Here is a 19,960-nt window from a genome sequence, read left to right as displayed (position 1 = left end):
CGGCCTGATCCAAACGAAAGACCCTGGGGCACGTGGACCCTCCGGGCCGGCCGAGCGTGTCCAGAATCCGGACGACTCCCCCTCCCGTCAAGGAGCTGTGGATGCCCAACCCTGAGCCCTTCCCTGTGCAATCGGGCCTGCCCGCGGCCGCTTCCCGCTTCGGGGCGCACGTCCTCGCCGACGCCGCCGCCCGCGCCCGCGACATCACGGCCGTCACCGGCGGCCCGCCATCGGTGCCGTCCTCACCCGCCGCCCCGTCCCCCGTGGAGGTCCCTGCCGCCGAGGTCCGTACACCGACCGCTCAGCTGCGACGGATCCTGGGTGGCCCCAGTGGTCTGGGCACGGCGGGCCTGTCCCTCGCCCGGCCCGAAGAGCCGACGCAGACGTCCGCGGAAGGCCATCCGATCCCGGGCCTCTATCACCACCCTGTGCCGGAGCCCGACCCCGTGCGGGTGGAGGAGGTCAGCCGCAGGATCAAGGCGTGGGCGTCGGACGAGGTCGATCTGTACCCCGATGACTGGGAGGATCAGTTCGACGGCTTCTCCGTGGGGCGCTACATGGTCGCCTGCCATCCGGACGCCCCCACCGTCGACCATCTGATGCTCGCCACGCGCCTGATGGTCGCCGAGAACGCGGTGGACGACTGCTACTGCGAGGACCACGGGGGCTCGCCCGTCGGCCTGGGTGGACGCCTTCTGCTGGCGCACACCGCCCTCGACCCCCTGCACACGACGAAGGAGTACCAGCCGCAGTGGGCGCAGTCTCTTCAGTCGGACGCGCCTCGTCGTGCATACCGCTCCGCCATGGAGTACTTCCTCCACATGGCCGGACCCTCTCAGGTCGACCGGTACCGGCACGACATGGCCCGGCTGCACATGGGGTATCTCGCCGAGGCCGCATGGGCCCAGCAGGACCACGTCCCTGAAGTGTGGGAGTACCTGGCGATGCGCCAGTTCAACAACTTCCGCCCCTGTCCCACCATCACCGACACCGTCGGCGGCTACGAACTCCCGGCGGACCTGCACGCTCAGCCCGCCATGCAGCGGGTCATCGCGCTCGCCGGGAACGCCACCACGATCGTGAACGACCTGTACTCGTACACCAAGGAACTCGCCGGCCCCGGCCGGCACCTGAACCTGCCGGTGGTGATCGCCGAACGTGAGGACGTCTCCGACCGCGAGGCCTATCTCAAGGCGGTCGAGGTGCACAACGAGCTCATGCGTGACTTCGAGGCCGAAGCCGCGGCCCTGGCCGCCGCCTGCCCCGTCCCGAGCGTTCTGCGTTTCCTGCGGGGGGTGGCCGTATGGGTCGACGGCAACCACTACTGGCACCAGACCAACACCTACCGCTACAGCCTGCCCGATTTCTGGTAAGAAGAATGGATTCATCAGTGACCAACACCGAACTGACCACCACCGACTCGGCCTCATCCGACTCGGCGCCCACCGGCACCTCCGTGTTCATCCCGGCCCCCGTGACCGCCTATCAGAAGGACATCGCCCGTTACTGGGACGGCGAGGCGAGGCCCGTGAATCTGCGCCTCGGTGACGTCGACGGCCTTTACCACCACCACTACGGCATCGGAGACGTCGACCACGCGGCCCTTGGTGACGCCGAGAACAGCGCGTACGAGAAGAAACTGATCGCCGAACTCCACCGTCTGGAGTCGGCACAGGCCGAACTCCTCCTGAACCACCTCGGACCCATTGACCGCGACGACACCCTGGTGGACGCCGGCTGCGGCCGCGGCGGCTCGATGGTGATGGCGCACCAGCGCTTCGGCTGCAAGGTCGAGGGCGTCACGCTCTCGGCCAAGCAGGCCGATTTCGCCAACCGGCGTGCCCGTGAACTCGGCATCAAGGACCACGTTCGCGCCCGCGTCTGCAACATGCTCGAAACGCCCTTCGACACCGGACAGGCCGCGGGCTCGTGGAACAACGAGTCCAGCATGTACGTCGACCTGCACGACCTCTTCGCCGAGCACTCCCGTGTCCTTGCGCCGGGTGGCCGCTATGTGACCATCACCGGCTGCTGGAACCCGCGTTACGGCCAGCCGTCGAAGTGGGTCTCCCAGATCAACGCTCACTTCGAGTGCAACATCCACTCCCGCCGAGAGTATCTGCGCGCCATGGCCGACAACCGCCTCGTACCGCAGGCCGTCATCGACCTCACTCCCGAGACCCTGCCCTACTGGGAACTGCGGGCCACGTCCTCGCTGGTCACGGGTATTGAGGAGGCGTTCATCAACTCCTACAAGGACGGCTCTTTCCAGTACCTCCTGATCGCGGCCGACCGCGTCTGAGGGCTGTCCGGCACGGCTTGCCCCGTCGCGCCGCCTGGCATGGACGCCGACGAGGTGGAACGCTCACCCGGTTCGGGACCGGAAGGCCGGCCGTCGTCCCATTGCGTGACAACGGGAACATCGGAACTCCCCTTCGCCTGGGTTTCGCCGTGGGGCTCAGACTCCGCGACCGCGTCCACGTCGTTGCCGAAAAGCGCGACGGCGCGCGACCCGTGTGGTTCTACGGGCTCACCGATTGTTCTCCGGGCGCGGCTCCCTGTACTGGTAAGCGGCCTCAACCGCCCAAGGGCTGAAGGAAGTTGTCGCTTTCACCTGAAGCGTTCGTCCCGGTGGTGGCGGCGCGGCCTGTGTTCAGGATTTGCATCGCCTGTCACTTAGTGACACTGTCATTTAGTGACAGGCGAGTTCCTGTCCGGCAGTCCAGCCGAACCAGACGAAAGCAGAAGGGGGCTTCCCATGCCCGCCACTTCGCACGCGGTCCCGCGCCTCACCGTTGAGGACTTCTTCGGTTCTCCCGTCCGTGTCCGCGCGTCGATCTCTCCCGACGGCAGCAGGATCGCCTACCTGGCGCCGTGGCGGGAGCGCCTCAACGTATGGGTGGAGAGCGTCGATTCGGACGAGGAGGCGCGCTGCGTCACCGCCGACGACAACCGCAGCGTGCTCCGCTACCACTGGACCGACGATCCGCGCTGGCTGTTGTACGAGCAGGACGGAGACGGCGACGAGAACTACCACGTCTACCGGGTCGACCTGGACGCCCCGGATGCCGAGGCGGTCGACCTCACCCCCTTTCCCGGCGCCAGGGCCACGGGATTGGAGATGAGCGTCGCCCGGCCGGGCAAGGCGACCCTGCATCTGAACCACCGGAACCCCGTCGAGTTCGATCTCTACGAACTCGACATAGCCACGGGCGAGTTGACGATGCTGGCCCAGAACCCCGGGCAGGTCGGCGGTTTGCTGTACACGCCCGATGGCAAGCTGTACGCCCATGGCCTGACGGCCGATGGCGACATCGAGCTGTCGCAGTGGGACCCCGGGACGGGAAAACTGCGTCCGGTCATCACGTTCGACGGCTCCGACTACCCGCTGGACATCCAGCCGTTCCAGCTCACTCCGGACGGCACGGGCGCGTGGATCGGCTCCAGCCGTGACAGCGAACGGACCCGGGTGGTCCGGCTCGACCTGGCCACCGGTGAGGAGACCGAGGTCGACAGCCATCCGCTCTACGACCTGGACCCGCGTTCCGCGGTCTTCCCCACGCTGCCCTCGCCGCTCATCTGCGATCGGCGCACGGGGGAGTTGATCGGGGTGCGCTACCTCGGCGAGCGGCAGGTGATCCACCCGCTGGACCCGCACTTCGCCGAGGTCCTCGAAAACCTGGAGAAGCTGTCCGACGGCGACCTGTCGGCCTTGTCCTCCGACACGAGCGGGCGGCGGTGGGTCGTCAGCTTCAACCACGACCGTGACCCCGGTGTCACCTACCTCTACGACCACACCACCCGGCAGAGCCGCATGCTCTTCAGGCCCTATCCGGACCTGGACCCCGAAGTCCTCGCTCCCATGACACCGGTCACGATCCCGGCGCGCGACGGATGGGGGCTGCCCTCCTACCTGACACTGCCCGTGGGGGCGGAACCCGTACGGCTGCCGATGGTCCTGCTGGTCCACGGCGGTCCCTGGCACCGGGACAGCTGGGGGTTCGATCCCAGTGCCCAATTCCTCGCGAACCGCGGATACGCGGTGCTTCAGGTCAACTTCCGCGGCTCGACCGGTCATGGCAAGGCGTTCCTCAAGGCGGGCATCGGTGAGTTGAGCGGCGCGATGCACAACGACCTCATCGACGCGGTCCACTGGGCCGTCGGGGAGGGATACGCGGACCCGGACCGCGTCGCGATCTTCGGTGGCTCGTACGGCGGTTACGCCACCCTGGTCGGTGTCTCCTTCACCCCCGACGTCTTCGCCGCCGCCGTCGACTTCTGCGGCCCCTCCAACCTCGTCACCTATCTGCGGAACGTACCGGAATTCGTCAAGCCCTACATGGTCAACAACTGGTACCTCTACGCAGGGAACCCCGACGACCCGGAACAGGAAGCTGACCTGTGGGCCCGTTCGCCCCTCAGCCGTGTCGACGACATCCGCACGCCGCTGATGGTGATCCAGGGCGCCAACGATCCCCGCGTCGCCAAAAGCGAGTCCGACCAGATCGTCGACGCACTGCGCGCCCGCGGGGTCGAAGTCGAGTACATGGTCAAGGAGGACGAAGGCCATGGCTTCGTGAACCCGGAGAACAACATCGACATGTACCGCGCCGCCGAGCGTTTCCTCACCCGGCACCTGGGTGAATCGGGCAGCAGCTAAGGGCTGTCCCGCAATCCCCGGCGGGCGCACGACGACAGCTACGGCGCCTCGCCGCGTTGTCGGAACGTCCCCATACATCCAGTACGCGGACGCCCCTCCGCCTCGCGATGCACCGCATCCGACGCCGCACGCTGATCCACCAGGGATTACGGGACAGCCCTTGGATCGGCGTGATGACCTACGACCTCACCGGGTCGTGGGACAAGTCCCCGGTCGGCCCGCATTCCACGCTGCACAGAATTCGCGGGAAGAAGACGGCCGACACCGGACGCCCCTGAGGCTGAGGATGCGAACATCAAAGTGGAGGGGCCCCCGCCCCGAACTCGCTGAACCTCCTCCTCCGGGTGAGTACCCGTACGCCCACAACATCTATTTCGAGACCCCGGACACCGCCGTCACCAAACTGGAGTTCCGCAAGGACGTGGGCGCGCAGGGCGTCATCATCCGGGAACTCTCCAATGACGTCTGGGAAGAGGGCAACGGAATCATCGAGGCCCTTTGCCGCGCCTCCGGCAACCCCGTCACCGAGCCCTCGCCCATCACCGATCCGCCGGTCCCGGTGGCGAATTCCTACCTGTGGGACTCCAGGAGGCCGCAAAGCAGACCCCGGCGCTCATCGCGGGCCAGTACTTCGACGAGCCGACGGAAATCGAGGACAAGGGAGCCGGCGGGCCTCCGGTGCCCGTGCGGTCATTCCTGCGCGTCGCGGACCAGGAGTGCGATCTGTACCCGGTTCTCGACCGCCAGCTTGGCGAACAGGTTGCCTGTGTGTGCCTTGACGGTCGCGACGCTGATGTGCAGCCTCCGGGCGATCTCCGGGTTGCCCAGTCCGTCCGCGATGGCCTGAGCGGTTTCCCGTTCTCGTTCGGTCAGTGTGGACAGCTGTTTCCGCGCGGCTTCGCGGGACGAGTCGCGAGCGTGGGAGGACCGCGGACCGGTGGCTGCGGCGATCACCCGTGCCATGGCCGTTGAGGACAGTACGGAGTTGCCGTCCGCGACGGTCCGCACCGCGTCGAGGATCTGCGGCGGTTGGGTGTCCTTGAGGACGAACCCGAGTGCCCCGGCGCGCAGCGCTCCGAGCACCAGATCGTCGGAGTCGAATGTGGTCAGCATCAGTACGCGGGGCGGCACCGGTCGGGTGAGGAGTTCCCGGGTCGCGCTCAGACCGTCACGGCCGGGCATCCGCACATCCATCAGCACGACGTCCGGCCGCTGTTCGTCCACCACGGTGATCGCGGTGTCCCCGTCGGCCGCCTCCGCGACGACGGTCAGGTCCGGTTCGCCGTCGATGACGAGCCGCAGCGCCATGCGCACCAGTTGGTCGTCGTCGACGATGACGACACGCACCGGCTCCCGCTCGCTGTCCACTCAAGTCCTCTTCTCGTGGGCGGGGTTCGGCCAGAGCAGTCGCGCGGTGAGGAGGTATCCGTGGTCGGCCGTGGGGTGATGGTCGAGTTTTCCGCCGGCGAGGTCAACGCGTTCGGTGAGGCCCAGCAGGCCGAATCCCGATGCCGGTGGCTGGGCTCTCTTTGCGGTGGCCGGGGAATTGCGGACGCTGACGTCGAGTGTGTCGCCCGCTGTTCCTTCGAGGGTGATGTGGATGTGTGCGCCCGGGGCGTGTTTGGCGGCGTTGGTCAGTCCTTCCTGGACGACCCGGTAGCAGGTTCGTCCGACGGCGTCGGACGGCGTTCCCGTAACGGTGGTGGTGAGCGTGACGTCCAGTCCCGATGTGCGGGCGTCGGCCACCAGGTCGGGGATGCGATCGAGGGAGGGTTGTGGTGGTTCCGGGTGGCCCGGGTCGGCGCGGAGCACACCGAGGACATCCCGTAGTTCTTCCAGGGCTTGGTGGGAGCCCTCGGCGATGCCGCGTACCAGCACACGGTTCTCCTCGGCTCGGAGGTCGCTGCGGTGGTCCAGCACTCCGGCCTGCATGGCGACCAGGGAGATCCGGTGCGCGAGCACGTCGTGCATCTCGCGGGCGATCCGGTTGCGTTCCAGGGCCCGTGCCTGCGCCGCTCGTGCGGCCTGCTCCCGTTCCGCGCTCTCCGCCCGCTCCCACAAGGAACGCACTTCGACGCGCCGCGCGCCGATGGCCATGCCCGCGGCCACCGTGATACCCGCGATCAGCGCCGGCAACGCGAGCTGGAACCAGAACGAGCCGGGCGGGCTCTGGATCGGGTAGACCCCGACAGCGAACTGCGACGCGGTCACGTAGGCCAGCACGACGACCCCGATCTCCACCGGACGACGACGGGTGGAGATCGATCCCAGGGCCATGAGCGCGACGCCGGTGGCGAGAGCCGACGCGGTCGAGGCGATCGCGACCGTCACGGCGACGGCGAGCGGGAACCGCCGCCGCCACAGAAGCGCCGTCAGGCAGCCGAGAGCCACCAGCGGATCACCGATGTGGAACCAAGAACCCGTTTCGGCCGCCTGCCCCCGCAGCAGCACACCGATATAGAGCCAGAGCGGTATGCCCGCTGCCGTGGCCGCCGCCAGCCGCCAGGTCTGCTGCCACCACCCGAGCCGTGGCGCGACGTCCATGTTCACCCGGTCATTATCGCGAAACCGCACGGCCGTTGAGTCGGCCTGAGGGCTGATACACCCAGGACCAGAGTCGTAGTCACCGCCTCGCCCGTGGTCGAAGACGTGGAGAGCCGCCGGGCTGATGTGCCGGCCGCGCCGCACGGACAGACTCGTTCACGTGCCGGGACAACCGCACACGAGACGGCGGAACGTGACGCGCAAGGGTGGCTCTACGGCCCTTGAGGGCGGTCGCCATGCCGTCCACAGTCGGCGGCGGCTGTTCCCAACCGTGCTCCGGCGCCAACGTACGCCCCTTCAGGAGGACATCAGATGCGCAGAACCTTGTCCCTCGCCCTCGCCGCCACGGCGGTGGCGGCGACCACGATTCCGGGAGTGTCGGTGGCGGCGACGCCGGACACTGTGCGTTGGGGCGCGTGCCCGGAGAAGGTCGCCGCGCCCCGGCTCGAGTGCTCGACGCTCGAAGTCCCGTTGGACTACCGGGATCCCGGCGGCCGGCAGATCGAGATAGCGATCTCCCGGCTGGCGAGCAAGGAGCCCTCGCAGCGTCGCGGCGTGCTGCTGACCAATCCGGGCGGCCCGGGTGTCACGGGACTCGGCTACCCGGCCGCTCTCGCCGGTTCAGGGCTGCCGCGGAAGGTGCTGGATTCCTACGACGTGATCGGCTTCGACCCGCGTGGTGTCGCCCGCAGCGCGCCGGTGGCCTGCGATCTGACGCCGGAGCAGCAGGCACGCGGCAACTTCCCGACGTACGCGCACACCGCGGCGGATGTCGCGCGGGAGGCGGGGAGCGCGCGGACCATCGCCGAGCAGTGTGCCACCTCGCGGACGGCGTGGATGCTGCCGCACACCACCACCGCGAACACCGCGCGCGACATGGACCGGATCCGGGCGGCGCTGGGCGAGCCGGAGGTCTCGTACCTCGGTGCTTCCTACGGCACCTACCTCGGTGCGGTGTACACGACGATGTTCCCCGAGCGCAGCGACCGGGTCGTGCTCGACAGCAGCCTGGGCCCCGGCGGTTACGACTTCACGGCCATGCGGTTGTTCGCCCGTGGACTGGACGACCGGTTCCCGGACTTCGCGGCGTTCGCGGCCGCGCGTCCCGAGTACGGTCTGGGCACCACACCGCAGCAGGTGACCGCGAAGTTCTTCGATCTCGCGGAGCGGTTGGAGGCGAACCCGGTCCGGGGCGTCGACGGGACGTTGTTCCGCGGGATCACGTTCGGGGAGCTCTACGCCGATGCGGGCATGCCCCGACTGGCCGAGACCTGGCGCGCGCTCGACACGGACCGGCCGCTGCCGATCGACCCGCCGTCGGCGGACATGGACAACTTCTTCGCCGCGCGTTTTTCCGTGGTGTGCGGTGATACGCGCTGGCCGGGCACGGTCCGGGAGTATCAGCGGACGGTCGCGGTCGACCGCCTGAAGTACCCGATGCTGGGCGGTTCCACGGCCGGTATCGGACCGTGCGCGTTCTGGCCGGCCGAGCGGGTCGAGCCCCCGGTACGCATCGGTGACCGGGGCCCCTCGAACGTGCTCATGGTGCAGAACGAACGCGACCCGGGAACGCCGCTGGCCGGCGCCCAGGAGCTGCGGCGGGCGTTCGGACAGCGGGCCACGATGGTGACCGGCGACCAGGGCGGGCACGGTGTCTATCCGTTCGGACCCAACACCTGCGCGAAGGACGCGGTGACGACCTTCCTGACCGCCGGGCAGCGCCCGCCGCAGGACCTCGCCTGCGCGGCGGAGCCGAGCGAGCAGCAGTAGTAAGCAGGAAGTGGCGGGGAGCGGGGGCATGTTCAAGGAAAGGAGGGCCGGGAGACCCATCACGTCAGAAGGGTGCGCCAGCGGTCGGCCGACTCCGCCATGTCCCGGATGACCCGCTCGCCGTACATACCCGTGCTGGACCAGGAAGTTGGCGGAGACGGAGACGGAGGCCGGGCTGACCTTCAGCCTGCGGGTCAGCCCGGCCGCGGTGCGCCTGCCATCGTCGGAGTCGGCCGGTCGAGCCTCCGGGCGATCTCGGCGTAGGAGACGGACAGGACCTAGCCGGTGATGATCGCCGGGTCGCTCACCCCCGCTTCGCCGGTCTCGACATGCCCGGCGAAGCGGCGCAGGAATGTGCGGTCGGCTTCGGAGGCGACGGTCAGGTCGTACCAGCGCCGGCTCGCGCGCAAGTCCACCGTGTGGGTGGTGGTGGAACCGGGCCGTACCGTGAAAGTGCGGGGCCGGGAGCCGTACGCGCAGCTGAGGGTGAGGGTGACGGCGGACGTGCCCGCGTTCGTCAGGGTCAGTTCCAGGCTGCCGGTGGAGGCGTCGTGGCGGGCCGTCACCTCGGGACCGGCGGTCCTGCCGGGGCCCTTGAAGGTGCGCAGGAAACCGTTCGGGCCGAACACGGACAGGTCGTAGACGCCCCCGGACAAGGCGGTGTTCCAGGTGTCCGAGACCGTCTTGCCCGCCTCGGCCGTGTACATCCACGGACCGTCGGTGCGGTTGGCCGACGTGATGTGGAAAGCGGCACCGGCCTGTCGGCCGCCGCTGAGTGTGACGGTGAACCCGCCGGTCGAAGGGTCCCCCGCGCCGTCGGCGAACGGTGCGTAGCGCAGCGGGCGGGCCGGGCGGAGGCCGTGCTCCTGCTTGGGCAGCACCGGGTTCGCGGGCGGCTGGGGCCGGTAATCGGGGTGGCGCTCGCCGTCCGGCGGCCGGTAGCCGTCGGTGTCCGGGAGCGCGCCGGGCCGGGTGTCCTTGTGTGCGAAGTCGAAGGCGGAGGCGAGATCGCCGCAGACGGCCCGCCGCCAGGGCGAGATGTTCGGCTCGTGCACGCCGAAGCGGCGCTCCATGAAGCGGATGATCGAGGTGTGGTCGAACGTCTCCGAGCAGACGTATCCGCCCTTGCTCCAGGGAGATACGACGAGCATCGGGACACGCGGGCCGAGGCCGTACGGGCCCGCGACGCGGTCCTTGTCGCCCGCGTAGAGGTCGGGGCCGACGTCCACGGTGGACTTTCCCCGACCGTCCGACGTCGGCGGGAGGGGTGGTACGACGTGGTCGAAGAAGCCGTCGTTCTCGTCGTAGGTGATGAACAGAGCGGTCTTGCTCCACACCTCGGGGTTGGACGTCAGGGCGTCCAGCACCTGGGAGATGTACCAGGCGCCGTAATTCGCGGGCCAGTTGGAGTGCTCGGTGAAGGCTTCCGGGGCCGCGATCCAGGAGATCTCCGGCAGCCTGCCCGCCGTGACGTCGGCCCTGAGCCGGTCGAAGAAACCCTCGCCCTTCCTGGCGTCGGTACCGGTGCGGGCCTTGTCGTGGAGCGGGTCGCCGGGGGTGGCGTCGCGGTACTGGTCGAAGTAGAGGAGCGAGTTGTCGCCGTAGTTGCCCCGGTACGCGTCCTCGATCCAGCCCCAGGAGCCGGCGGCGTCCAGACCGTCGCCGATGTCCTGGTAGATCTTCCAGGAGATTCCGGCCTTCTCCAGCCGCTCGGGGTAGGTGGTCCAGCTGTAACCGAGTTCGTCGTTGCCGAGTACCGGGCCGCCGCCGGTGCCGTCGTTGCCGGTGTGACCCGTCCACATGTAGTAGCGATTCGGGTCCGTCGATCCGATGAACGAGCAGTGGTACGCGTCGCAGATGGTGAAGGCGTCGGCGAGCGCGTAGTGGAACGGGATGTCCTCGCGCGTCAGGTACGCCATCGTGGTGGCGGACTTCGCCGGCACCCACTTGTCGTACCTGCCCTGGTTGATTGCCGCTTGGCCGTCGCTCCAGCCGTGGGGCAGTCCCTGGAGGAACTGCATGCCGAGATCGTCGGCGGGCGGACGGAAGGGCAGGACGTCCTTCGTACCGTCCGACTGGTGCCACACGGACTTGCCGCTGGGCAGCGTCACCGGACGGGGGTCGCCGAAGCCGCGGACACCTCTCAGCGAGCCGAAGTAGTGGTCGAAGGACCGGTTTTCCTGCATCAGCACGACGATGTGCTCGACATCGTCGATCGTTCCTGAGCGGTGCCGGGCGGGTATCGCGGAGGCTTGGGCGATGCTCTTCGACAGAGCGGTGAACGCCGCTGTTCCTCCGGCGAGTTGGAGGAAGCGACGCCGGTCGAGTTGAGGCATGGCTGGGTGACCCCTTGTCCTGGGTGCGTGCGCGGGGGGTGGAAACGGGGTGGAATCAGGAGCGAAAGGAGTGTCGGACAGGAGGAGTGAACGGCAGGGGAGACTGGTGTGGCGCGGAAATGAAAGAACACCGTCAAGGGCGCGAACGGCCCGGGGGCGCACGTCGCTCACCCGGGGTGCCCACCTCGCCCGCACTCCCGCGTACGTCGCTCACCCGGGGTGCCCACCTCGCCCGCACCCCGGGGCGCGTCGCTTTCACCCGGGGGAGTTCGTCCCGGTGCCGGTCGCCAGACGCAGCTGTTCTTCCTCCACGATCCGGCGGGCGATGTCGCGGTCCGAGACATCGATCGCGTCCGGCGTCGCCTCGGCCAGGTCGCTGCGCCGGGCGTACGCGTCGAACAGGCGGTTCTTGTCGGCGAGGATGTCCAGCAGTCGCTGGTCCACGCTGTCGACCGTGAGCAGACGGTGCACATGGACCGGGCGGACCTGTCCCATGCGGTGGGCGCGTGCCACCGCCTGGTGTTCCAGGGTGGGTTTGACCTGCGGTTCACAGAGGATGACGACCGACGCGGCCTGCATGTTGAGCCCGATACCGCCCGCCTGGATCTGGCTCAGCAGGACGGCGTGGCCCGGCGCGGCGGTGAAGCGGTCGACGACATGCTGGCGGCGCGCGCCCGGTACGTCACCGGAGAGCGGCCCGAACACCCCCTCGCCCAGGGCCTGCCGGACCGTGGCCAGCACCTCGCGGAAGTACGAGAAGACCACCACCTTCAGCTCGTTGGCCGCGGCCTCGGCGACCAGTTCCCGCAGGCGCCCGAGCTTGGCGGAGGCCTCGGGCCGTGCGTAGGCGGCCCGCCGCATGCGCATGAAGTGGGCGGCGGACACCGCCTCCCGGTAGGCGGCCAGATCGTCGGCGCTGAGCCGTTCCCACTCGTCGACCTGGACCAGCGCGGGCAGTTCGGCGAGGACGTCCTGCTGGTTACGGCGCAGATAGGCGGGGGCGACGGCGCGGCGGAAGGCGTGGGAGCCCGCGACCGCGTCGATGCCCTGGACGTCCGGGGCCAGCGCGGGCTGAAGGCGCTGGACCAGACTGCGGAACTCCGCGACCCGGTTCTCCATCGGCGTACCGGTGAGGAACAGGACGTGCCCGGCCTGTTCCGTCCAACCGGACATGGCGCGGGATCTGCGGGTGTCCGGGTTCTTCACGTAGTGGGCCTCGTCCACGACGAGCATGTGCGGCCCGGAGGGCCGGGGTTCGGCGGCTTTCGGTACGGCCGGTTCCGGTTGCCCGTTCCGGGGGAGCGGCAGCGTATGCAGCGAGTCGAAGGTGGTGACGGCGACGCCACCGCCCTCGCGCCACTCGCTGAAAGCTTCCTGCCGCTCCGGACCGTGCACCGGAATCGCCCGCAGCGTGCTCCGGGTGCCGATCTCCCGCGTCCAGTTGATCAGCACACTGTTCGGGCAGACCACCATGAAGTGCGTGCCGCCCCGCGCCGCGAGATGCGCGAGCGCGGCGATGGCCTGGACGGTCTTGCCCAGCCCCATCTCGTCGCCGATGATCACCCGGCGCTGCGCCAGCGCGAAGCGCGCGCCGAACGACTGGTAGCCGCGCAGCGACACCCGCAGCCGAGTGTCGTCCAGTTGCTGGGCCCGTACCCGCCCGGCGATCTCGGACGGCATGAAGCCCTCCGACGCGGCGAGATCGGGCGCGCTGCCGACCGTCTGAGCGAGCAGGCTGTAGTACTCCGCCGAGCGCAGCTCGAAGTCGACCCAGCACTCGATCTCCGAGGCCGGTTCCCGCAGCAGATCCGCCGAGACCTGTGCGAGCAGCAGCGGTACGTCCGCCTCCGCCGCCTCGTCGAGCAGCCGCCGGATCCTGTCTGCCGCGCCGAGGGCCCTGGCCCGCCTGTCCCGGCCGGAGAGGGCCATCCGCAGCCGCCCGCGCGCGGGCTCCGCCTCCGGCAGCAGCCCGCGCAGCCGGGTGCAGAGCCGGTCGGCGGTGTCATGCGCGCGCCGCAGTCCGGAGCCGGCGTCGACCAGCCGGTGCAGAGCGGCCACCAGCGCCGTGGTGCGCGCCTCGGGGTGGTCGACATCGATACGCACGGAGACGGTCTCCCCGACGGCCTCGGCGATCCGGCCGGCGGCGGCCACCGCCTGGTCGGCGGTGTGGGCCCCGACTCCGGGCAGCTGGCGCAGGACGTGCCGGCCCGACTCGTACACCTCGCGTACGGAGGTGAGCCCCGCCTGTTCGAGGGCACCGAGCCGCAGTCTTCCGGCCGCGACCTCCTTCAGCCGGGACAGCGGGATCGCCCCCAGTTCGGCGCCGACCAGCTCCTGCTGGAGCGGGTGGAAGGCGTCCCGCACGGCGGCCACGGCGCGGGAGTGGTCGTCGAGCAGCCGCTGTGCGCTGCCGAGCAGCAGTGCCGCCGCGTCGAGCACGGCCCCGGCCTTCCTGCCCGCGGGCACCGGCCCGTATCCCGGCGGGACGACCGCGCCATCCGGCGAGATGACCGCACCCCTCATGACGCCTCCCGCCCGACCGAACCGCTCCGACCGGCTCATATGCTCCCACGCCCGGCCGGGGCCGGAGCGGTGACAGGGACGGGCAGGCGGACGGAATGCGTGGGAGGCGCACGCAAGGGCGCGGGGGCACGTCCCTGCGTGCGGGGGCGCGGCATCCGGAGGAGACTCGGAGGGCAGAGCAATGGGATTCCACGAAGGAGCGCACCATGCTCACCACTCCATATCCCACCGGCTCCCCGATCTGGGCCGACCTCGGCACCCCCGACATCGAGGGGGCGACCGCCTTCTACAACGGCCTGTTCGGCTGGGATTTCGTGTCGGCGGGGCCCGAGGCGGGCGGCTACGGCATGTTCCAGACGGAGGGCAGGACCGCGGCGGCCGCCATGCCCTTGCAGTCCGATCAGGATCCGTCGTCCTGGTCGTTGTACCTCAGCACGCCCGACGCCGACGCGACGGCCAAGTCCGTGCGGCAGAGCGGCGGTTCCGTCGTGTTCGAACCGATGGACGTCATGGACATCGGCAGGATGGCGGTCTTCGCCGATCCGGCCGGCGCAGGCTTCTCCGTCTGGCAGCCGGGCAAGAACAAGGGTCTCGATGTCGTCAACCAGCCGGGCAGCCTGTGCTGGGCCGAGCTGTACACCCCCGACGAGAACGCCGGGTACGACTTCTACAGCACGGTCTTCGGCTGGGAGGCCACCAGCATGCCGATGCCGGACGGCAGCGGCACGTACCGGATGGTGCACCCTGCCGGGAAGGGCCCGGAGGCCATGTTCGGCGGGTTCGTACCGATGGGATCCGACCCGATCGAATCCGACAGCGCGCCGCACTGGCTGCTGTACTTCGCGGTCACGGACTGCGACGCCACCGTGGCCGCCGCTCGGAAGTCCGGCGGTACGGTCCGGATGCCGCCGACCGACATCGAGGGTGTCGGCCGGTTCGCCAAGCTCGCCGACCCCTACGGCGCGCGGTTCGCGCTGATGCGGGGAGTGGACCGGGACGCCTGACAGGCGGGCCCGGACTCATCGCCCAGGAGGCCGCGTGACGGTTGCGACGGCGGTCATGCGGTCACCTTGGCCACGAACGCGGCGATGTTCGTCACGATCCGCCGGGTCTTCTCCTCCAGCGTGATCGTTTCCTGGAGCCGCGAGCCGGCGCCCGCGTCCTTCTTGCCTCGTACGTACAGGGAGCAGGCGAGGTCGTCGCAGATGTAGCTGCCCACCGAGTTGCCCTGCTGCCCGGCCTTTCCCGCCTTCGGCGCGACCATCAGCGAGACGCCGCCGGTGTGGGTGGTCACGCACATCGAGCACATGCTGCGCCGCATCTGCCCGGAGGCAGGGGCGGTACAGCGCAGGGCCAGGGCCGTCGGGCGGCCGTCCAGGTCGATGACGAGATAGGCGCGGTCGGGCGCCTGTGGATCTCGCCAGCCCAGAAAGTCCAGGTCGTCCCAGGGCCGGTCGTTCAGGTCACGGGGGACGGACAGACGTTTCGCCGCGCCCTTGGTGCAGTTCACGAACGCGGCACGGATCTCTTGCTCACTCAGCGGCTTCACGAACGACAGGCTAATTTGCCTAAAAGTGTTAGGCAAACGCATTATGAGTGAAGCCGAACGAGAGGAAGAGTATGGCGCGCGCAGGGCTGACCACGGAACGCCTGATCCGGGCGGGGGCGGAACTGGCCGACGAGGTCGGCTTCGACCAGGTGACCGTCTCGGAACTCGCCCGGCGGTTCGACGTCAAGGTCGCGAGCCTGTACTCGCACCTGAGGAACTCCCAGGACCTCAGGACCGGGATCGCCCTGCTCGCCCTGGAGGAACTCGCCGACCGGGGAGCCGCCGCCCTGGCCGGGCGGGCCGGCAAGGATGCCTTGACCGCCCTCGGAGACGTCTACCGCGACTACGCCCGGGAGCACCCCGGCCGGTACGCCGCAGCCCAGTTGAGGCTCGACCCGGAGACGGCGGCCGCCAGTGCGGGCCCCAGGCACTCACAGATGACGCGGGCGATTCTGCGCGGCTACGACCTGACGGAACCGGACCAGACGCACGCGGTCAGGCTGCTGGGCGGCGTCTTCCACGGCTACGTCAGCCTGGAGTCGGGGGGCGGGTTCAGCCACAGCGCCCCCGACTCGCAGGAGAGCTGGTCCCGGATCCTGGACGCCCTCGACGCCCTCCTGCGGAATTGGCCCGCGCCCTGACCGGGCCCATGCCGGATGCGGCTCTGCCGGATGCGGACCTCTCCATCAACAGGCTTCGATCAACAGGCTTCGATCAACAGGCTTCGATCAACAGGCTTCGATCAACAGGCTTCGATCAACAGGCTTCGATCAACAGGCTTCGACCAGCAGGCTTCGACCAGCAGGCTTTCGATCAACAGGTTGGGACAATGGACACCACGCACAACTGGATCACCACACCCATCACCGAGGAACTCCTGCGCGGCTTCCTCGATCTGGAGCGGACCGAGCACGGGGTGCTGCCGCACCGGCTGCCCGCGTGGGCCCGCGCCCAGTACTTCGACGGGCAACTGGCCATGGCCGAGTCCCAACCGTCGGGCGTACGGCTGGTCTTCCGTACCCGGGCCACCGCCGTCGAACTGGACACGCTGCCCACCAAGCGCACCTACGTGGGCGCCCCGCCCCGCCCGGACGGTGTGTACGACCTGCTCGTCGACGGGCGCCTGTCCGGCCAGGCCGCCGTGACCGGCGGCAACACGGTCACCGTCGACATGATCACGGGATCCGCCACGACCGAGCCCGGCCCGGTCGGTACGCTCCGCTTCGCCGGTCTGCCCGGCGGCGACAAGGACATCGAGATCTGGCTGCCGCACAACGAGACCACCGAACTCGTCGCCCTGCGCACCGACGCCCCCGTCGAGCCCGCACCGGCCCCGGGCCGCAAGGTGTGGCTGCACCACGGCAGTTCGATCAGCCACGGCTCCGACGCCGCGAGCCCCACCACCACATGGCCCGCGCTCGCCGCCTCCCTCGGTGGCGTGGAACTGATCAACCTGGGCCTGGCCGGCAGCGCCCTGCTCGATCCGTTCACCGCCCGAACTCTGCGGGACACCCCCGCCGACCTGATCAGCGTCAAGATCGGGATCAACGTGGTCAATGCCGACCTGATGCGCCTGCGTGCCTTCACCCCGGCGGTGCACGGGTTCCTCGACACGATCCGCGAGGGACACCCCACCACACCGCTGCTGGTCGTCTCACCCATCCTGTGCCCCATCCACGAGGACACCCCCGGCCCGAGCACGCCGGACTTCGGCCACCTCAGCGAGGGAAAGCTCCTGTTCCAGGCTGAGGGCGACCCCGCGGAACGGGCGCGCGGGAAGCTGACCCTCACCGTCATCCGGGACGAACTGGCCCGCGTCGTGAAACAGCGGGCGGCCGATGACCCGAATCTGCACCACCTCGACGGCCGCAACCTCTATGGTGAGGCGGACTCCGCCGAACTGCCGCTGCCCGACCAGCTCCACCCGGACGCGGCCGCACACCGTCGTATGGGCGAACACTTCGCGGCCCTGGCCTTCGCGCCCGGCGGCCCGTTCAACGGTGGCCGTGCCTGAGAATCCGGCGGGTGGCTGTGACCGGGTGACCTCTGACGAGGCGGCCGCGCCCGGTCGTTGATGGCTCATCAATCAAATGTTTATCGCGGCGCGGCAGGCTGATCGGCATGCCGATCAACATCAGTGCCAGCACCACGGACGACCGTACGGTGAACGACCGCTTCGAGGACGAACTCTCCTGGCAGGAGAGCGCGTTGTGCGCCCAGACCGGGCCCGAATTCTTTTTCCCCGCCCCCGGCTCCTCCACCCGTGAGGCGAAGCGGCTGTGCGGCGCGTGCGAGGGCCGGGAAGCCTGCCTCCAGTACGCGCTCACCCACGACGAGCGGTTCGGGGTATGGGGCGGTCTCTCCGAGAAGGAACGGCAGGATCTCCGGCGCGAGGCCTGCTGACAGAGCCGAGAAGGCTCAACGGGCCCGGCGGGGCTCCGGGCGTCGCCGTCTCGGTGGACCGTGTACGAGGCGCACCGTGTACGAGGTGCACCGTGTACGAGGTGCACCGCGTATGACGCGCATCGCGTACGACGCGTCGCCGTCGGCGTCGGACATGACGCCCGACGACGACGGCGACTGCGGCGATCGAAGATCCGCCGGACAGGGCTCCGGGGGCTACCCGGCCCGCCCGTGTTCTGGCCGGCGTGCTCAGCCCGCTTCGCGAGCCGCCATCCGTGCCTTGCGGGCGGCGAGCTTCGCGTCGAACTTGCTTGCCTCGCTGTCCAAGCCGCCCATGTACAGGCCGAGTTCCTCCTGCGCCTTGAGCCCCTCCGGGCCGAGCCCGTCGATGTCCAGGACCTTCAGGAAGCGCAACACCGGCTGGAGCACGTCGTCGTGGTGGATCCGCATGTTGTAGATCTCGCCTATCGCCATCTGCGCGGCGGCGCGCTCGAAGCCCGGCATGCCGTGTCCCGGCATCCGGAAGTTCACGACGACATCGCGGACGGACTGCATCGTCAGATCAGGGGCGATCTCGAAGGCGGCGCCCAGCAGATTCCGGTAGAAGACCATGTGCAGGTTCTCGTCGGTGGCGATCCGCGCCAGCATCCGGTCGCAGACCGGGTCGCCCGACTGGTGGCCGGTGTTGCGGTGCGAGACGCGGGTCGCCAGCTCCTGGAAGGCGACATACGCGACGGAGTGCAGCATCGAGTGGCGGTTGTCGGACTCGAAGCCCTCCGCCATGTGCACCATCCGGAACTGCTCCAGCTTGTCCGGGTCGACGGCCCGCGAGGTGAGCAGGTAGTCACGCATCACGATGCCGTGCCGGCCCTCTTCGGCGGTCCAGCGGTGCACCCAGGTGCCCCAGGCGCCGTCGCGGCCGAAGAGGCTGGCGATCTCGTGGTGGTAGCTGGGGAGGTTGTCCTCGGTCAGCAGGTTGACCACCAGGGCGATCTTGCCTATGTCGGTGACCTTCGACTGCTCGGGGTCCCAGGACTCACCGTCCTCGAAGAACCCGGGGAAGTTACGGCCGTCGGTCCACGGCACGTACTCGTGCGGCATCCAGTCCTTGGCGACCTTGAGATGGCGGTTGAGTTCCTTCTCCACCACCTCTTCCAGCGCGTACAGCAGCCGGGCGTCGGTCCACGCGTCCGAGCTGCCGAGGTGGGGAGAGGTGATCGACACGAGTACTCCAGGGGGGACGGGAGAATTACCTACGGGTTCGTAGGTTACGACACCGTAGGTTAAAGGCGCGGTAAGCCGAAGGCCAATCCCGGGAGGGTGAAAGCTCGTTACGCTCGGTCATGTGTACAGGTCGCGGAGGCGCACCGAGAGGCAGGTCACGCACCCTTCGAGCTTCTCGAACTCACTGATGTCCACCAGAACCGGCTCATAGCCGAGGTCCGAGAACAGCTCCGCGGTCCGGGGAGCACTCGCCGCCATCAGCAGCTTTCCGCCGCCGAGGAGCACCACATGACCGCCGGGCTCCTCCGGGACGGGCAGGAAACGCGGGAACAGGGCCGGCGCGTCCACCAGCGGCTCGTACCCGACGACCGTGGAGTCCGGCAGCGCCGTCACCGCCGACTTGAGGTGCAGCACCTTGCGTACGGGTACGGCGACGACCCGCGCCCCGAGCGGTTCGAAGGCCGCCCGCAGCTGCCGCACCCCCGCCCCGTCGGTCCGCCCGCCCTGTCCCACATAGACCGTGTCGCCGATCTTGAGGACATCGCCTCCGTCGAGCGTGCCCGGTCCGCGTACCCGGTTCACCGAACAGCCGAGCCGGACCAGTTCCGCCTCCACCGCGGCCGTCTCCGGGCGGCGTGAGAGGGCGCCGGACCGGGTGATGAGGGCCACGTTCCGGAACATCACGACGGTGTCCTCGACGAACACCCCGTCGGGGCAGTCCTCGGCCGGTGCCGCCTCGACGGTCTCCCAGCCGTGCGCGCGCAGCGCCCGCACATACCCCTCCCACTGCTCGAAAGCCAGCCCGGTATCGACGGGGGCGCGCTCGATATGGGTGACCAGCCCCTCGGCGAGGCGCGGGCTCGGGCGTCGGATCAGGGCAATCCTGCTGGGCACGGGCGGTCTCCGGAGTGTTGAGGGGGTGGCGTTGAGAGGGCAGCGTCGAGAGGGCGG

General features: G+C 69.2%; 15 protein-coding genes. 8 read left to right on the top strand and 7 right to left on the bottom strand.

Annotated features, from left to right (window positions below; genetic code table 11):
* The first annotated feature begins 101 nt into the window (after positions 1 to 101).
* From ACIOJD_RS17445 to ACIOJD_RS17435, 3 genes are all read left to right on the top strand, one after another.
* The gene (locus tag ACIOJD_RS17445) at positions 102 to 1,373 is read left to right on the top strand and encodes a family 2 encapsulin nanocompartment cargo protein terpene cyclase (RefSeq protein WP_401914112.1); all 1,272 of its coding nucleotides are present in this window, start codon (positions 102 to 104) and stop codon (positions 1,371 to 1,373) included.
* Between the two features lie 5 nt (positions 1,374 to 1,378).
* Positions 1,379 to 2,302 carry a geranyl diphosphate 2-C-methyltransferase gene (locus ACIOJD_RS17440; protein ID WP_401914110.1) on the top strand — a complete coding sequence of 308 codons (924 nt, stop codon included), beginning with the start codon at positions 1,379 to 1,381 and terminating at the stop codon, positions 2,300 to 2,302.
* Positions 2,303 to 2,758: 456 nt separating this feature from the next.
* Positions 2,759 to 4,660, top strand: a complete 1,902-nt coding sequence (locus tag ACIOJD_RS17435; RefSeq protein WP_401914107.1) for a S9 family peptidase — start codon at positions 2,759 to 2,761, stop codon at positions 4,658 to 4,660.
* A gap of 690 nt (positions 4,661 to 5,350) precedes the next feature.
* On the opposite strand, the gene ACIOJD_RS17430 is transcribed toward ACIOJD_RS17435, so the two are convergent.
* Together ACIOJD_RS17430 and ACIOJD_RS17425 are read right to left on the bottom strand one after the other, a co-directional pair.
* Positions 5,351 to 6,028, bottom strand: coding sequence for a response regulator (locus ACIOJD_RS17430; RefSeq protein WP_401914104.1), 678 nt, complete (start codon positions 6,026 to 6,028; stop codon positions 5,351 to 5,353).
* Positions 6,029 to 7,210: a sensor histidine kinase gene (locus tag ACIOJD_RS17425; protein ID WP_401914103.1), complete on the bottom strand. Its 1,182-nt coding sequence runs from the start codon at positions 7,208 to 7,210 to the stop codon at positions 6,029 to 6,031. It lies immediately after the preceding gene.
* A 306-nt stretch (positions 7,211 to 7,516) separates the two neighbouring features.
* Here ACIOJD_RS17425 and ACIOJD_RS17420 point away from each other — a divergent pair, with 306 nt between their 5' ends.
* Positions 7,517 to 8,974, top strand: coding sequence for an alpha/beta hydrolase (locus tag ACIOJD_RS17420; RefSeq protein WP_401914102.1), 1,458 nt, complete (start codon positions 7,517 to 7,519; stop codon positions 8,972 to 8,974).
* 278 nt (positions 8,975 to 9,252) lie between these two features.
* Here ACIOJD_RS17420 and ACIOJD_RS17415 read toward each other — a convergent pair whose 3' ends face one another.
* Entirely contained in the window at positions 9,253 to 11,310 is a 2,058-nt protein-coding gene (locus ACIOJD_RS17415; RefSeq protein WP_401914100.1) for a phosphocholine-specific phospholipase C, read from the bottom strand.
* A 255-nt stretch (positions 11,311 to 11,565) separates the two neighbouring features.
* Entirely contained in the window at positions 11,566 to 13,833 is a 2,268-nt protein-coding gene (locus tag ACIOJD_RS17410) for a DEAD/DEAH box helicase (protein WP_401914097.1), read from the bottom strand.
* Positions 13,834 to 14,039: 206 nt separating this feature from the next.
* Between ACIOJD_RS17410 and ACIOJD_RS17405 the strand changes: the two genes are divergently transcribed.
* Complete coding sequence (locus tag ACIOJD_RS17405) at positions 14,040 to 14,837, top strand: VOC family protein (RefSeq protein WP_401914094.1); 798 nt, start codon at positions 14,040 to 14,042, stop codon at positions 14,835 to 14,837.
* Positions 14,838 to 14,890: 53 nt separating this feature from the next.
* Here the strand turns inward: ACIOJD_RS17405 and ACIOJD_RS17400 are convergent, their stop codons facing one another.
* Positions 14,891 to 15,382 (bottom strand): FBP domain-containing protein, encoded by a 492-nt coding sequence (locus ACIOJD_RS17400; RefSeq protein ID WP_401914091.1) that lies wholly within the window; start codon positions 15,380 to 15,382, stop codon positions 14,891 to 14,893.
* Between the two features lie 71 nt (positions 15,383 to 15,453).
* Between ACIOJD_RS17400 and ACIOJD_RS17395 the strand changes: the two genes are divergently transcribed.
* From ACIOJD_RS17395 to ACIOJD_RS17385, 3 genes are all read left to right on the top strand, one after another.
* The gene (locus ACIOJD_RS17395; RefSeq protein WP_401914088.1) at positions 15,454 to 16,023 is read left to right on the top strand and encodes a TetR/AcrR family transcriptional regulator; all 570 of its coding nucleotides are present in this window, start codon (positions 15,454 to 15,456) and stop codon (positions 16,021 to 16,023) included.
* Positions 16,024 to 16,211: 188 nt separating this feature from the next.
* Entirely contained in the window at positions 16,212 to 17,396 is a 1,185-nt protein-coding gene (locus ACIOJD_RS17390) for a GDSL-type esterase/lipase family protein (RefSeq protein ID WP_401914086.1), read from the top strand.
* A 107-nt stretch (positions 17,397 to 17,503) separates the two neighbouring features.
* Positions 17,504 to 17,785 carry a WhiB family transcriptional regulator gene (locus tag ACIOJD_RS17385; RefSeq protein WP_401914083.1) on the top strand — a complete coding sequence of 94 codons (282 nt, stop codon included), beginning with the start codon at positions 17,504 to 17,506 and terminating at the stop codon, positions 17,783 to 17,785.
* Between the two features lie 249 nt (positions 17,786 to 18,034).
* Here the strand turns inward: ACIOJD_RS17385 and ACIOJD_RS17380 are convergent, their stop codons facing one another.
* The gene (locus ACIOJD_RS17380; RefSeq protein ID WP_401914081.1) at positions 18,035 to 19,009 is read right to left on the bottom strand and encodes an acyl-ACP desaturase; all 975 of its coding nucleotides are present in this window, start codon (positions 19,007 to 19,009) and stop codon (positions 18,035 to 18,037) included.
* Between the two features lie 117 nt (positions 19,010 to 19,126).
* Positions 19,127 to 19,903: a dimethylargininase gene (ddaH, locus tag ACIOJD_RS17375; RefSeq protein WP_401914079.1), complete on the bottom strand. Its 777-nt coding sequence runs from the start codon at positions 19,901 to 19,903 to the stop codon at positions 19,127 to 19,129.
* Positions 19,904 to 19,960: the final 57 nt, after the last annotated feature.

The sequence above is a fragment of the Streptomyces sp. NPDC088116 genome, assembly GCF_044741745.1.
In the GTDB taxonomy this organism is placed as follows: Bacteria; Actinomycetota; Actinomycetes; order Streptomycetales; family Streptomycetaceae; genus Streptomyces.
This window is presented reverse-complemented; position numbering and strand designations above follow the sequence as displayed.